Origin of the sequence: Lysobacter arenosi, from assembly GCF_016613475.2 — a bacterium.
GTDB classification, from domain to species: Bacteria; Pseudomonadota; Gammaproteobacteria; order Xanthomonadales; family Xanthomonadaceae; genus Lysobacter_J; species Lysobacter_J arenosi.
In genome coordinates this window covers 438942-452845 of sequence record NZ_CP071517.1, presented here as the reverse complement: position 1 = coordinate 452845, position 13904 = coordinate 438942, and the positions used below count along the sequence as shown (strand labels likewise).

Annotated in this window: 10 protein-coding genes; 5 read left to right on the top strand and 5 right to left on the bottom strand. The window is 65.7% G+C overall.

Going from position 1 to position 13904, the window contains the following annotated elements; all coding sequences use genetic code 11:
- Window positions 1-6: 6 nt before the first annotated feature.
- The 5 genes from HIV01_RS02290 to HIV01_RS02270 form a co-directional block, all read right to left on the bottom strand.
- Entirely contained in the window at window positions 7-723 is a 717-nt protein-coding gene (locus HIV01_RS02290) for a M15 family metallopeptidase (protein ID WP_207527059.1), read from the bottom strand.
- Window positions 720-2273: a serine hydrolase gene (locus HIV01_RS02285; RefSeq protein ID WP_342367056.1), complete on the bottom strand. Its 1554-nt coding sequence runs from the start codon at window positions 2271-2273 to the stop codon at window positions 720-722. Before HIV01_RS02285 ends, HIV01_RS02290 begins: the two co-directional genes overlap by 4 nt.
- A 1-nt stretch (window position 2274) precedes the next feature.
- A complete protein-coding gene (gene lysA / locus HIV01_RS02280) occupies window positions 2275-3597 on the bottom strand; it encodes a diaminopimelate decarboxylase (RefSeq protein ID WP_200604641.1) in 1323 nt (440 codons plus the stop codon).
- A 59-nt stretch (window positions 3598-3656) separates the two neighbouring features.
- Entirely contained in the window at window positions 3657-6656 is a 3000-nt protein-coding gene (locus tag HIV01_RS02275) for a TonB-dependent receptor (RefSeq protein ID WP_200604640.1), read from the bottom strand.
- Window positions 6657-6721: 65 nt separating this feature from the next.
- Window positions 6722-8152 (bottom strand): transglutaminase-like domain-containing protein, encoded by a 1431-nt coding sequence (locus HIV01_RS02270; protein ID WP_200604639.1) that lies wholly within the window; start codon window positions 8150-8152, stop codon window positions 6722-6724.
- 243 nt (window positions 8153-8395) lie between these two features.
- Here HIV01_RS02270 and HIV01_RS02265 point away from each other — a divergent pair, with 243 nt between their 5' ends.
- Genes HIV01_RS02265 through HIV01_RS02245 form a run of 5 tightly spaced genes read left to right on the top strand, consistent with a single transcriptional unit; the run spans window position 8396 to window position 13829 of the window.
- Window positions 8396-9562: a DUF819 family protein gene (locus tag HIV01_RS02265; protein ID WP_200604638.1), complete on the top strand. Its 1167-nt coding sequence runs from the start codon at window positions 8396-8398 to the stop codon at window positions 9560-9562.
- Window positions 9563-9602: 40 nt separating this feature from the next.
- The gene (locus HIV01_RS02260; RefSeq protein ID WP_200604637.1) at window positions 9603-11021 is read left to right on the top strand and encodes a C40 family peptidase; all 1419 of its coding nucleotides are present in this window, start codon (window positions 9603-9605) and stop codon (window positions 11019-11021) included.
- Window positions 11022-11078: 57 nt separating this feature from the next.
- A complete protein-coding gene (locus HIV01_RS02255) occupies window positions 11079-12176 on the top strand; it encodes a dipeptide epimerase (protein ID WP_200604636.1) in 1098 nt (365 codons plus the stop codon).
- A gap of 32 nt (window positions 12177-12208) precedes the next feature.
- The gene (locus HIV01_RS02250) at window positions 12209-13057 is read left to right on the top strand and encodes a MurR/RpiR family transcriptional regulator (protein WP_200604635.1); all 849 of its coding nucleotides are present in this window, start codon (window positions 12209-12211) and stop codon (window positions 13055-13057) included.
- A 1-nt stretch (window position 13058) separates the two neighbouring features.
- Window positions 13059-13829, top strand: a complete 771-nt coding sequence (locus tag HIV01_RS02245) for a L,D-transpeptidase family protein (protein WP_425600253.1) — start codon at window positions 13059-13061, stop codon at window positions 13827-13829.
- Window positions 13830-13904 lie beyond the last annotated feature (75 nt).

Sequence of the window (13904 nt, the reverse complement as noted above, 5' to 3'; positions counted from 1 at the left end):
GCGCCTTCACTCGATGGGAACGTCGAAGAAGACCTTCGGCGCCGGCTCGGGGTTGAGGGTGAAGTGCCACCACTCCATCGGGTAGTTGCGGAACCCGGCACGCTCCATCGCTGACCGCAGGCGCTGGCGGTTTTCGCGCTGGCGGGCATCCACCTGCGTCGAGTCGGTGTTGGCGCGCGTGTCGAAGAAGTCGAACGGCGTGCCCATGTCGAGCGGCACGCACGCGCTGCCATCTGCCCGGCACTGCATCAACGTGAGGTCCAGCGTCGCGCCGCGACTGTGTCCGGAAGTCGGCGAGATGTAGTCGCCGAGCAATTGGCGCTTGTCCAGGCGCGGGTAGTACTCCGGCTTGGTGCGCTGGTCACCCAGGTCACCGGCCCAGTCAACGAAGTGCCGCACCGCGCGCGCCGGGCGATAGCAGTCGTAAAGGCGCAGGCGCATGCCCTCGCGACGGAGATCCAACTCGGCCTGCTGCAGCGCCTTGGCAGCGTCGGCCAGCAGATAGCATCGGGCCGCACCGTAGCCATCGACACGGGTTCCGACGAAGTTGTCGCTGCCGGCGTAGCGGATGTCCAGGTCGATGTCCGGCACCAGTGCGCGGATGTCGACCAGGCCGGCAGATTCGGGCGTGGTGGCTTCAGATACGACCAGCGGTGGCGTCGAGGCGCAGGCGGCGACGGCCAGCGCCGTCACCAGCATCATCGCCGACGCACCGCACTTCATTCGCAGCCATGCTCCCACGTGAATGCCAGGTCTTCATAGTCGCAGCTGAAGTCCGCCTGCGGGTCGACCTTGGCCATCCGCATCTGCCTGGCCTGCGGGAAGTCCAGCCAGGCTTCGGCGTCGACACTGTCGTCGTCCCAGTTGACCAGCCAGCGCTTGCCGGCGCGCTGCACGATGCCGGTCAGCATCGGCGACTTTCTGGCGCGCAGGCGCACCGAGTCGCCATCGCGGCACAGCGAGACTTCGCCGAACCACGGATCGCGATAGACGCCCAGGTGCGGCGCCAGGTCCTTGGCCGTGACCTTGTTCCGCTTCGACGTGTCGGGTGCCTTTTCTGTCGCCGGACGCTTGGCATCCTCCTGCTCCAGCAGCCCGGCGTAATGGGCAACCGTCAGGCTCGGATCAGGGCGCGTGTAGAGCTTGACCAGCACCTGCCCTAGTACCGTGCGTGCGTCTTCACCTTCACCGTTGATCAGGATGACGAAGCCCACGCCCTTGTCGGGCAGCAGCGTCACCATCGAGTACATCCCCATCAGCGTGCCGGTGTGCAAGACCTTGAACGTGCCATCGACATCGGCCAGGCGCCAGCCGTAGCCGTACGCGGAGAAATGGCTGTCGTCCCACTCGCGCATGCGCCGCGACAGCGGCATCGGCATCTGTGGGGCCCACAGCGCTTCGCGCTGCTCGCGAGACAGCCAGTTCGCGTCCGTGCCGGTCGGCTTCAGCCACGCGCCGATCCAGGTCAGCATGTCGTCGAGGCTGCAACGCACGCCGCCGGCCGGGTCCATGGTGGTCGCGGCGATCACGTCGCCATCGCTGCGCACCGGGATGTTGCGCTCGCCCTGGCGCATGTGCGGCTGGGCAACGTTGCCGACCACGTCCCGGCGCCACTGACCGACCTGGCAGCGCTGCATGCCCAGCGGTTCGAACACTTCGCGACGGACCAGTTGCTCGTACGGTGCGCCGCCAGCGGCGGCGGCGACCTCACCTGCCACGATGTAGAGCAGGTTGTCGTAGTCGTAACCGGCGCGGAAGCTGCGCTGCGGTTTCAGGTACGCCAGGCCGTGGATGATGTCGGCACGGGTGAAGGTGTTGGGCTCCGGCCACAGCATCAGGTCGCCGGCACCGGCACGCAGGCCGCTGTTGTGGATCAGCAGGTCGCGCACCTGCATCTGCTGTCCGACCCAGGGGTCGAACATGCGGAAATCCGGCAACCAGCGCACCACCGGGTCGTCCCAGCGCAGCTTGCCGGCATCGACCAGCCGCGCCAGCGTGGCGGTGGTCATCGACTTGGTGTTGGAGGCGACCTTGAACAGGGTTGCCGAGTCGATCTTCCGGCCTTCGCCTTCGACCAGTTCGCCGGCCGTGCGCGAGTAAACGACCTTGCCGTCTTCGACGATGCCCAGCGCGAGGCCGGGCAGCCTGTAGCGGGCGACGACCTGGTCGAACACCGCGTCGACGTCAGCCTTGGCGTGGCGCCCCGGCTCCGCCTGCACGCCCGAGGCCGCGGTAAGAAGCAGGGCAAGCAACCCGCAGCGCATGGCGGTCATCTCAAGTCTCATTCCACACCTGTGGCAGTTGTTCCCCGGCGATCATCTCAGCCATCGTCTGCCGGCGCCGGATTACCGCATAGCGGCCGTCATCGAGCAGGACCTCGGCAGCCAGCGGACGCGAGTTGTAGGTCGAGGCCATCGATGCACCGTACGCGCCGGTGCTGCCGATCGACAACAGGTCACCGGCCTCGCAGCGCGCCATCGCTCGGCCGCGGGCGAAAGTGTCGCCGGTCTCGCAGACCGGCCCGACCACGTCGTAACGCGCCGGCTCGCGGTCGCCACCGACCAGCGGCACGATCTCGTGCCAGGCCTCGTACAGCGACGGGCGCAGCAGATCGTTCATCGCCGCATCGACCACGAGGAAGCTGCGGTCCACGCCCGGCTTGACCCGGATCACCCGCGTCAACAGGATGCCGGCCTCGGCGACGAGGTAGCGTCCCGGCTCGAGCACCAGCGTGCCCTGGAATTCCGCGAACACCACGCGTACCAGCCCCGCGTACTCCGCGGCCGGAATCGGGTGATCGACGCCCTTGCGGTAGCACACGCCCAGGCCGCCGCCGATGTCGACGCTGGCGATCGGATGGCCCGCATCGACCAGCTCGCGACGGAACGCCTCCACCCGGGTCAGCGCCTCGCGGAACGGCTCCAGTTCCAGGATCTGCGAACCGATATGGGCATGCAGGCCGTCGAGCAGGACGTTGCTCATCGAGCCGGCATTGGCGAACCAGCGACGGGCTTCGTCGATGGAGACGCCGAACTTGTTTTCGGACTTGCCGGTGGAGATCTTCTCGTGCGTGCGCGCATCGACGTCGGGATTGATGCGCGCGGCAGCGCGCGCGCAGACGCCGTGGCGCTGCGCCACTTCCTGCAGAAGCTGTAGTTCGTCCAGCGACTCGACATTGAATCGCCACACGCCGACAGCCAGTGCCGAGGCGATCTCCTCGGTGGTCTTGCCGACTCCGGAGAAGACGATGTGCTCGGCAGGGATGCCGGCGAGCAGGGCGCGATTGAGCTCGCCCAGTGAAACGATGTCGGCGCCGACACCGTGGTGCGCCATCAATTGCAGGATGGCAACGTTGGAATTGGCCTTGACCGCATAGCAGATGCGGTGGTCCAGCCCCTGGAAGGCCGACTGCAGCCCGGCGATGCGCTCGCGGATCGCATTGGCCGAATAGGCATGACACGGAGTCGATACCTGCGCGGCGAGCGCATGCAGGTCCACGCCATCGAACAGCGAGGGACCTTCACGTCCAATACCCCTCGATGCACCCGCCTGCCCCACGGCACCCTCCGCCTGCTGCGCCTTCGCAATGACCTGCATGCTGCTTCCTGGAAAAAAAGAAGGGCGGCCCGCTCGCGGCGGGCCGCCCTTGAGGGCCATCAGAAGTCGACGGTGACCGACAGCTGGGCGTAACGCGGTGCTTGGAAGCCGTAGCCGACACCGAAGAACTCGTTGAGTTCCGGCTCGGTCGGCGTGGCCATGCCCACGCTGGGCTGCAGCTCCTGGTCCACGCGCACGGTCTTCTGCTGGTTGAACAGGTTGAAGACCGCGAACTTGACGCGCAGGCGGGAGTCGCCGAACGACTGCAGGTAGGTCACGCTCGCACCCACCTCCCAGGTCCACGGCATCTCGCCGTAGGCACCGCGGGCGGAGTGCTCGTACACCGGCGTGGCGCTGTCGCACTGGGCCACGCAGATGTAGTAGCTGTGGTACTTGGCGGCATCGAACGGGTTGCCGGTGCCGAAGCCGGTGATCGGGCCGCCGGAGCTGGCATCGAGCGTACCGCCGACCTGCCAGTTGTCGTTGAAGGCATAGGTGCCGCGCGCCTTCAGCTGGTGGCGGCGGTCATTCGCCAGCGGGCCGTAGCCGCCGTAGTTGACCCACGGATCATCGAAGTTCTCGGTACGGCCGGTGTCGGAGAAGTTGGTGTCGGAGTTGACCGGACCCTCGGCGTTGCCCTCGCTCTTGGACCAGGTGTAGGACATGTTCAACGCCCACTTGTCGTCCCAGGCGCGATCGAGCTGGAACTCCAACGCCTTGTAGGTGCGCTTGGGCTTCACCCAGCCTCGCTGGCCCTGGTAGTTGCCGTCCTCGTCATAGAGCGCCCAGCCTTCCTTCGCGGTATCGACGGTGACCCAGCCCATGTTGCCGTTGCAGTCGGTATCGCCCCAGACGGTGACCTTCTCGCCCGGATTGGCCATCACCCAGCCGATATAGCCGTCTTCGCCGCACTGGCCGGTGGCACTGATCTCCATGTCGTCGATCGCGTTGGTGAGCTTGCGGTAGATGCCGCGAACGCCCCACGACCACTTCTCGTTCAGCATCTGCTGGAAGCCGAGGATCGCCTCGTCCTGGTAGACCGAGTCGAGGTCGCGATCGACTTCCGAACGCAGGTCGCCGACGGTGCCATCACCCTGCGAGACATCGACGGTGCCGATCTGCGGTCCGAGGCGCGGCACGGCGTACTGCACGCCGTTGAGGCTGCGCACGTCCCAGCCGTCGAACGCGTAGTAGGTGCGCTGGTCGAGCAGGCCACCGGCCTGCTTGATGTTGATGACGTTGGCCACCGGCAGGAAGTAACGGCCGACGTTGCCGAACAGCTTCATCGTCGAGTCGCCGTTGATGTCCCAGGCGAAGCCGAGGCGCGGCGCCCACATCTCGTCCATCTCGATGTAGGACTTTCCGTCGCCGTCCTTGTTGTCGAAGGACTCGTTGCGGATGCCCAGGTTCAGCAGGAAGTTGTCGGTGATCGACCAGTTGTCCTCGAGGTAGAACGCGGTGTTGGTGCTCTCGAAGTTGCCGGCGATCTCGTTGCGGCGGGCGCGGACATAGCCGGTGTAGCCCGGCGGAATCACGCCACCGGGCGGGTTCGGGATCGAGCTGCCCGGGCTGCCGGCGTTGACGTTGTAGAACAGCGCGCCGGGACCGGCGTAGTACTGCTTGTGGTCGGACGTGTTGACCTCGTGGTCGACGCCGAAGCGCAGCAGGTGGTCACCGAGCGACCACTCGAAGTCGGCGCGGGTCTGCTCGCGCACGTCTTCGCGGTTGAACACCGTCGAGTTGGTGCTGCAGCCCAGCTGCACGCCCGGAGGTGCCGGACGCGAGCTGACCGTCTGCACGCGGTTGCACTCCAGGTCCAGCAGCGAACGATTGAACGACTGGCGGTGGTTCTCGCCGTACATCACCTTCATCGAGAAGTTGGACGTGAAGTACGACGACCACGACAGCGCCCAGTTGTCACCACCGGTGTCGTTGTAGATCTCGTTGGTCTTGTTGCCGATCTCGTTGTTGTCGTAATCGTAGGTATAGACGTCGCCGGTGTTCTCGTTCTTGTTGGAGAACGCCATCAGGCTCAGGATGTTGTTGTCGGTGACGTACCAGTCGAGGGTGCCGCCCCAGAAACCGTTGCTGGAGTTGTTCTTGGTGAGGTTGGTGCCTTCGTCGTTGGTGTTGGTCGGCTCGTAGTCACGCAGCTCGTACAACGCGAAGAAGAACAGGCGGTCCTTGATCAGCGGACCCGACGCCCACAGGTCGAGCGTGGTGTCGGAATAGTCGTCCTGGCTGAAGGTCAGGTAGCGCTCGCCGTTGAAGTAGCGATCGTTGGCCTTCGACTGCCATGCACGCGGCTCGAACACCAGCTCGGCGCCCGACTCGAATTCGTTGGTACCGGACTTGGCGACGGTGTTGATGACACCACCGGTGGTACGGCCGAACTCGACCGAGTAGCCGCCGGTCTTGACCTGGAATTCCTTGTAGAACGCGAACGGCGCCTCGGAGAAGCCATTGCGGTTGTAGAAGTCGGTGACGTTGAGGCCGTTGATGTAGAACGAGTTCTCGGCAACCGACGAACCGCCGAAGGAGATGCCGCCGAACGACGATTCGCCCTTGGTCACGCCCGGGGCCAGCAGTGCCACCGAAGCCAGGTCACGGTCGACCGGCAGACGGTCGACGTCGGCCGCCGTCAGCGTCATCGCCGATTCGGTCGACGTCACGTCGACCAGCGGCACCACGCGCGAGCCCACGACCTGCACCGAGGCCAGGTTGACGGCGCCGTCTCCGCCGAGGTTGATGTTGGTCGAACTGCCCATCGAGACCGTGACCTCGACTGCCTGCCCGATGGCCTGGCCATCGCGCATCACCTGCAGCGAGTAGTTGCCGATCGGCAGCTGGGCGATACGGTAGTTGCCCTTCGCATCGGCCGTGGTCGTGCGCGAAAGGCCGGTCTCGGTGTTGGTCACCGTGATCTGGTCGCCCTGCGTGGCGTTGCCCGCCACCGCGCCGCTGACCGTCTGCGCCGATGCCAGCATCGGAACCATCGTTGCAATGCATGCTCCCAACGCCATGCTCAGCGTTGCCCTGCGAAGTGCCTTGCCGTTCATCCCACTCTCCCCTTACTGGATTTGTCTTGTTTTGAAGCTGGAATTGAAGCCCCGGATTGCTGGACTTACCTGGCAGCCGTTTCCAGAGGCATCACCTTCGCCTCGAACTGGTAGTCCCACTGGTCGAAGTAGAGGTTTCCCCCTTGCCACTCCACTTCGCCGCGTTGTGAGTCCACCGTTTCCGATCGGAAATGCTGCTTGCGCGGCACCAGGTCGGTGCCGTAGTCGTCGTTGAATGCGATGCGGTAGGCATCCAGCCCGCCGAGGTAGTACCACTCGACGCCCGGATCGCTGGCGCCCTTGAACTGGCCGGTGGTGACGTCCATCGGCACCCAGCCGTACGGCGCCAGGTACATGAACCCCCAATCGTGCAGGTTGTCGTACTTGCCGTCGGAATAGACCATGCCCGACTGCCAGCGTGCCGGGATGCCGTTGAGGCGCAGCAGCGTCATCAGCAGCAGCGTCTGCTGACCGCAGTCGGCATGGTCGGAATGCAGGGCGTAATGGCTGATGTTGGTGATCGTGGAGTACTCGCGCGCGCCGCCCCACGGAATGCTGTCGACCGCCGAATAGAGCTTCTGGGCGATGCGGTACGGATTCTTCTCGTCGCCGACCACCTTCTTCGAGAACGCACGGATGTCGTCGCTGAAGACGATGTGCGGCGGGCGCTCTTCCAGGTACGGCGCCAGCTCCGCGCTGTTGTCCGCGGGGCTGTTGCCTGCAGTGACGACCTTGGCCGGATCGATCTGGTGGACCTGGCCGAAGATGGTCAGCTCATAGGTGACCGAGAACTTCGTCGGCGTTGCCTTGACCGCCGGCTGCTCCATGTAGACGGTGCGCTGCATCGTCGATTCCGGCGCAGTGACGTGCCTGGCCGGTGCGCTGGAGATCAGCTCGATGTTTTCCTGCTGGCCGGCGATCGCGCGCGGGAACGGAATCCAGGCGCGAACCACTTCCCCTGCCGGAACAGCATCGGCGTTGACGATGATCGCCTGGGTGACGCGGACACGGCGCGGGGCGACGCTGCTCTTGCCCGTCGCCCGGGCCTGCGCCAGGGCTTCGTCATGGTAGGCGTTGGCCGATTCCATCGGCCCGTCGTTGCGCGTCGCCGGCGTTGCCCGCCTGGCCGTAGCCTCCGGGCTGACGCGGAACAGATTGGAGACCGAGCGGCTGAAGTAATAAGGAACGCCGTCGATCACCATGTGCTCGAGCTGGTTCGAGGCCTTCCAACCTGCGAACTCGGCATCGGTCATGTCCGGGATCAGCTCGCGCAGCTTGGCTTTCGCCTCGGGCTCGGTGATCGGAAAGTCCAGGCGGATGCGGCGCATGCGTTCGCGCTGGAATTGCAGGGCCTGGCGTGCATCGGCACTCAATCCGGGTTGCGCCAGCGCGCTGTCGATCGCGGAGTTGGCCTGCTTGAAATGACCGGCATCGATGCTCGCGGTGACTTCATCGACAGTGTCGCCGGCTCCGCCAGCCAGGGCCGCGGTAGTCATCAGCGAAAGCCACAGGACGGAGACAGCCAGCGCGCGCAGCTTGCGCTTCCGAGGGGTCTTCAGTTCGAGCGAAGGCGAAAGACTGTCCACGTGCAGTCGACCCGGGGTGGCGTTTCACGACTGTGTAACATGAGTGGAGTACCCGGTCAATAATTTATTCTTGACTAAAACAAGAAATGAAGTATCTATTCTGACCCAGTCGGCCACCGCCTTCCGTCGGTGGCCCAGAGGGGACAAATCAAGATGATCGAAACGGTCTGGCCTTACGCCGCGGTTTTGCTGGTTTCGGCGGGCCTGTTTCCGTCCCTCGAGAAGCGGTACGGCTGGCGCCTGTTCTCGGTGCTGCCGCCGATCGTCCTTACTTATCTGTTCGTGACCGCCCTGGCGGTGGCCGGTCTTTGGCGGGCCACGCCGGAGATCGCTGCGGCGCAACATTCGCTCACCGGCCAGCTGCTGCCGGCCCTGCTGTTTCTGCTGATGGTCGGCTGCGACCTGCGCGCGATCGTCAAACTGGGGCCGCGCATGCTGGCAGTGTTCGCCTGCGCGATGCTCAGCATCCTGGCGGCCATAGTCATTGCCTACCTGATCTTCCGTAATGCCCTGCCCGCCGACGGCTGGAAGATGCTGGCGGCACTGAGCGCCACCTGGACCGGCGGCTCGGCCAACCTGGTCGCGGTGAAACAGTCGATCGGGCTTCCCGACAATCTGTTGCCGTCGGTGCTGCTGGCCGACGCAGTCTGCTATTCGGTGTGGGTGATCGTGTTGTTCTCGATCAACCGCTTCGCCCCGGCCTTCAACCATTGGACCGGCGCCGATGCGCGTGCGCCGTTGCCGCAGGTGGAGCCCAGGACAACCGGCGAAGCCGGTCCGGGCAGCGTGCTGCTGTGGCTGGGCCTGGCGCTGCTGGTTGGCAACCTCTCGTCCTGGTTGGCGGCGCTGCTCCCGGTCGGCGGTTTCCTGACCACCACCGCGTGGACGGTCCTGATCGCCACCGTCGTCGGCCTGGTACTCGCCCGCACCGCCCTCGCCCATTCACCGGTGCCGGCGCCGCTGGCCAGTGCCATGCTGGCCTGCCTGGTGGCGGTGCTCGCATCGCAAAGCAACTTCCAGGGCCTGGACACTGCACCGTTGTTCGTCGTCGTCGGATTCACCGTGTTGATCGTGCATGTCGCTCTGTTGCTGCTGGCCGCGAAGCTGTTCCGCTTCGACCTGCACCTGTGCGGCATTTCCTCGCTCGCCCAGATCGGCGGCATGGCGACCGCGCCGGTATTGGCCGCGACCTATGCCCGCGCGCTCGTGCCGGTGGCGGTATTGCTGGCGATGCTGGGCCTGGTGCTGGGCACCGGTATTGGATTGGCGATGGCCGGGATACTGTCCGGCATGGCACCTGTTGCAAGCATCGCGAGCTGATCGCTGGCACTCCCGGAAAAGACTCACTAGAGCCCGAACCATGCGCCTGACACTGACCACCCCGGCCCTCGCCCTCAGCCTCGCCTTGTGCCTGGCCGGGACCGCACTGCAGCCATTGGCGGCACGCGAGCGGGCATGGACCGTTCCCGCCAGCACCGGTGTGATTGGTGTCGACCATGCCCAGCTCGACCCCGCCTTCTGGGTCAGGCAGCTCGCCGACCCGGACCGGGTCATCCTCGACAGCGATGCGATCGCCGCGCAGAACACGCGCCTGCATCAGCTCGACAAGAGCATCCATGACCTGGCGGCGCTGCAGGACACGCTCGATCGCGCCCAGGTCAGCGGTTGGATCGAGGCGCTGTCGCGGCGGCCGTCGAAGGCGCTGTTCGACGAACGCGGCAAGCCGGTGGCGAAGGCAACGCTTGACGAGGTGGTCGACTCGATCAACCTCGGTGCGGTCCCCGAACGCCAGGACACGCGCTATGGCCTGGTCGTGCACCGCGCCGCCCTGCGCACCTTCCCGACCTCGCTGCGCGTTTTCTCCTCGGACGACGACCACGACATCGACCGCTTCCAGGAAAGCGCGCTGTTCCCGGGCGATCCGGTGGTGGTCGCGCATGAAAGCCGCGACGGCCAATGGTGGTTCGTGGTGAACCCGCGCTACGCCGCGTGGGTGGAGAAGCGCTTCGTCGCGCTTGGCAGCCAGGAGCAGGTGCTTGGCTACGGCCGCAAGGCGCCTTATCGCGTCGTCACCGGCGCACGCGCCGCCACCGTCTTCACCCAGGAGGAGCCGGGCGTGTCGGAGCTGCAGCTCGACATGGGCTTGCGCGTGCCGGTGCTGGCGGACTGGCCGGTCGGCAAGGCGGTCAACGGCCAGGATGGCTACACCTCGCACGTGATCGAGCTGCCAGTGCGCAACGACGATGGCAGCCTGCGCTTCGCACCGGCCCTGCTGCCGCGACGCGAGCCCAGCCAGGACCATTACCTGCCGCTGAGCGGGCGCAACCTGATCGAACAGGGCTTCAAGTTCCTCGGTGAGCGCTACGGCTGGGGCCACAGCTACAACGGTCGCGACTGCAGCGGCTTCGTTTCCGAGATCTATCGCAGCATGGGCGTGGAGCTGCCGCGCAACACCAGCGACCAGGCGGTCAGCCCCGCGCTCAACCGCATCGCCCTTAGCGACAAGGACAGCCGTGAGCGCCGATTGCAGATCGCCCGCGAACTGCAGGTCGGCGACCTGGTCTACATCCCCGGCCACGTGATGATGGTGATCGGCCAGCTCGACGGCGAGCCCTACGTGATCCACGACACCACCGGCCTGAGTTTCGCCGGCGCCGACGGCAAGACCGTCCGCGCGAAGACCAACGGCGTGACCGTGTCGCCGCTGACGCCGCTGCTGTTCAACGGCAAGCAGACCTATGTCGACCGCATGACCAACATCCAGCGCATCCGTCCATGATGGAAGCACGATGCGAAAGCACGCGCCTCCCCTCCCCAATCCAGCATCCGTGAACCAATGAAAATCACCGATATCCGCTTCGGCATGCTCCGCGTCCCGTTGAAAACGCCCTTCAAGACCGCCCTGCGCACGGTCGAGGCGGTGGAGGACATCGTCGTCTCGGTGCACACCGACACCGGCCAGGTCGGCTACGGCGAGGCACCGGCGACCGCAGTCATCACCGGCGACACCCATGGCTCGATCATCGAGGCGATCCGCAAGTTCATCGCCCCGCGCGTGATCGGCCAGGAAATCGCCAACCTCAACCACATCACCGCGCTGATCCAGTCGGCGCTGGAGAAGAACACCAGCGCCAAGGCCGCTGTCGAGATCGCGGTCTACGACCTGTTTGGCCAGCTCTACGGCGTGCCGCTTTACAAGATGCTTGGCGGCGGCGACCCGGTGATCACCACCGACATCACCATCAGCGTCGACTACATCGACAAGATGGTGGCCGACTCGATCAGCGCGGTGGACCGCGGCTTCGAGTCGCTGAAGATCAAGGTCGGCAAGGACATCGGCGTCGACATCGAGCGGGTCAAGGCGATCTATGCCGCGGTCGAGGGCCGCGCCCTGCTGCGCCTTGACGCCAACCAGGGCTGGAGCGCCAAGCAGGCGGTGTACGCGATCAGCATGCTCGAGGACGCCGGCGTGCGCCTGGAGCTGGTCGAGCAGCCGGTCAAGGCCAAGGACCTGGACGGCATGAAGTACGTCACCGAGCGCGTCCACACGCCGATCATGGCCGACGAGAGCGTGTTCGGCCCGACCGAGGTCATCGACCTGATCCGCATGCGCGCGGCCGACATCATCAACATCAAGCTGATGAAGACCGGCGGCCTGTCCAACGCGATCCGCATTGCCGACATCGCCGAACTCTACGGCGTGGAATGCATGATCGGCTGCATGCTCGAGAGCAGCATCAGCGTCGCCGCCGCGGTCCACCTGGCCGTGGCCAAGTCGAGCGCGATCACCAAGGTCGACCTCGACGGACCGTCGCTGTGCGCATTCAACCCGGTCGACGGCGGCGTCAACTTCAACGAGTCCGAGATCTCGGTCACCGATGCGCCCGGCCTGGGCATCCGCGAGATCCGCGGGCTGGTTCCCATTGAAGCGTGACGAGGCATCATGAGGCCTGACGAGGATCTGCCATGTCGCCCCTGCTGAAGATCCGCTCCGAACGCGACCAGATGTCCGCCATCGAACGCCGCATCGCCGACTTCCTGCTCGACAACGCCCACCTGCTGCGCGACTACTCGTCGCAGCAGCTGGCCAATGCGCTCGGCATCAGCCAGTCGAGCGTGGTCAAGTTCAGCCAGAAGCTTGGCTTCAAAGGTTATCCGGACCTCAAGTACTCGATCGGCCAGGCGGTCGCGCGTGGCGACGGCGGCGACGAGCATGTCGCCAGCGAAGTGCGCAACGACGATCCGCACGCCGCCCTCGCCGAAGACCTGTGGCACCTCAAGGCGCAAGCCGAAGCCGCCACGCGACTGATCAATCCGCCCGAACGCATTGACGCAATCGCCGCGGCGATCCAGCAGGCGGGCAAGGTCTTCATCATCGGCCTGGGCGAGGACGGCATCCCGGCACGCGCGTTCGCCACGCGGCTGTCGATGCTCGGCATCCTCACCGTCCACTACGTCGATGCGATCCTGATGCAGGCCGGCGTCTCCAGCGCCGCTCCCGGTGACGTGCTGCTGGTGTTTTCCGAGCACGGCAGGCAGCCGGCGCTGTGCCAGATCAGCCGCCTGTTCCGCGAGCGTTTCGGCAAGGTGATCTCGGTCAGCCGGCACACGCCCAATCCGCTGCGAGCACATGCCGACGCGGCGCTATTGGTATCCGCCCACGACGAGCGCCGGCACATCGAGCCGCTGCTGTACCAGTGCGCATTGCAGCACTTGCTCGACCTCATCTTCATCCTGCTGTGCGACGGCAACGACGACCGCCGCAGCCAGCTCGATTTCAATTTCGAACGCATGCAGGACCTGCTGGACAGCTGAGATGACCGATCCGATGCGCCGATACACCGCACATGCCCTGCTCTGCATCGTCGCCCTGGTGCTTGCCGGCTGCGCAGGCATGAAAAGCAGGCAGCCCACGCAGCCATGGGACGATGCCCAGCAGATGGTCGTGGTGACGACTGCGGACTGGACCGCCAACACCGGCACGCTGCAGCGCTACGAGCGCGATGGCAGCGGTTGGCGTGCGCTGGGAGAGGCGGCGCCGATCACGGTCGGACGCAGTGGTTCGGGCTGGGGTGTCGGCCTGCACGCGCCCCAGTCCGGCGAACCGCAAAAGGTCGAAGGTGATGGCCGCGCACCGGCCGGCGTGTTCCGCATCGGCACTGCGTTCGGCTACGCCGACAGCGCCGCCGGCGCCTGGCCTTACCAGGCGATGACGGCCTCGGACTTCTGCATCGACGTCAACGCATCGCCGCTGTACAACCGCATCGTCGATGCGCGCCAGGTCGGCGCCGACGCCGTCGCCGGCTCGACCGAGCCGATGCGTCGCGACCTGCATGCCGGCGGCGACCAGCGCTACAAACTCGGCTTCGTCATCGAGCACAACCCCGACAACCGCAGTGGCACCGGCAGCTGCATCTTCGCCCACCTGTGGAAGGCGCCGGGCGAGACGACGGCCGGCTGCACGGCGATGGCCGAGCCGGTGATGCAGCAGTTGCTGGCGTGGCTGGATCCCAAGCGCAAGCCGGTGTTCGTGCTGCTGCCGGTGGCGGAGTACGGGCGCGTTCGGAAGGACTGGCGCCTGCCCTGAAGCTGTAGCCCTTGATCCCCCGACTCCGTTCGCCCTGAGCGTAGCGCAGCGAAGTCGAAGGACTCAGCGGAATAC

Excerpts from the sequence above, each read along its gene's own strand:
- HIV01_RS02290 (WP_207527059.1), bottom strand. The coding sequence starts at position 723 with ATGAAGTGCGGTGCGTCGGCGATGATGCTGGTGACGGCGCTGGCCGTC.
- HIV01_RS02285 (WP_342367056.1), bottom strand. The coding sequence starts at position 2,273 with ATGACCGCCATGCGCTGCGGGTTGCTTGCCCTGCTTCTTACCGCGGCC.
- lysA (WP_200604641.1), bottom strand. The coding sequence starts at position 3,597 with ATGCAGGTCATTGCGAAGGCGCAGCAGGCGGAGGGTGCCGTGGGGCAG.
- HIV01_RS02275 (WP_200604640.1), bottom strand. The coding sequence starts at position 6,656 with ATGAACGGCAAGGCACTTCGCAGGGCAACGCTGAGCATGGCGTTGGGA.
- HIV01_RS02270 (WP_200604639.1), bottom strand. The coding sequence starts at position 8,152 with ATGACTACCGCGGCCCTGGCTGGCGGAGCCGGCGACACTGTCGATGAA.
- HIV01_RS02265 (WP_200604638.1), top strand. The coding sequence starts at position 8,396 with ATGATCGAAACGGTCTGGCCTTACGCCGCGGTTTTGCTGGTTTCGGCG.
- HIV01_RS02260 (WP_200604637.1), top strand. The coding sequence starts at position 9,603 with ATGCGCCTGACACTGACCACCCCGGCCCTCGCCCTCAGCCTCGCCTTG.
- HIV01_RS02255 (WP_200604636.1), top strand. The coding sequence starts at position 11,079 with ATGAAAATCACCGATATCCGCTTCGGCATGCTCCGCGTCCCGTTGAAA.
- HIV01_RS02250 (WP_200604635.1), top strand. The coding sequence starts at position 12,209 with ATGTCGCCCCTGCTGAAGATCCGCTCCGAACGCGACCAGATGTCCGCC.
- HIV01_RS02245 (WP_425600253.1), top strand. The coding sequence starts at position 13,059 with ATGACCGATCCGATGCGCCGATACACCGCACATGCCCTGCTCTGCATC.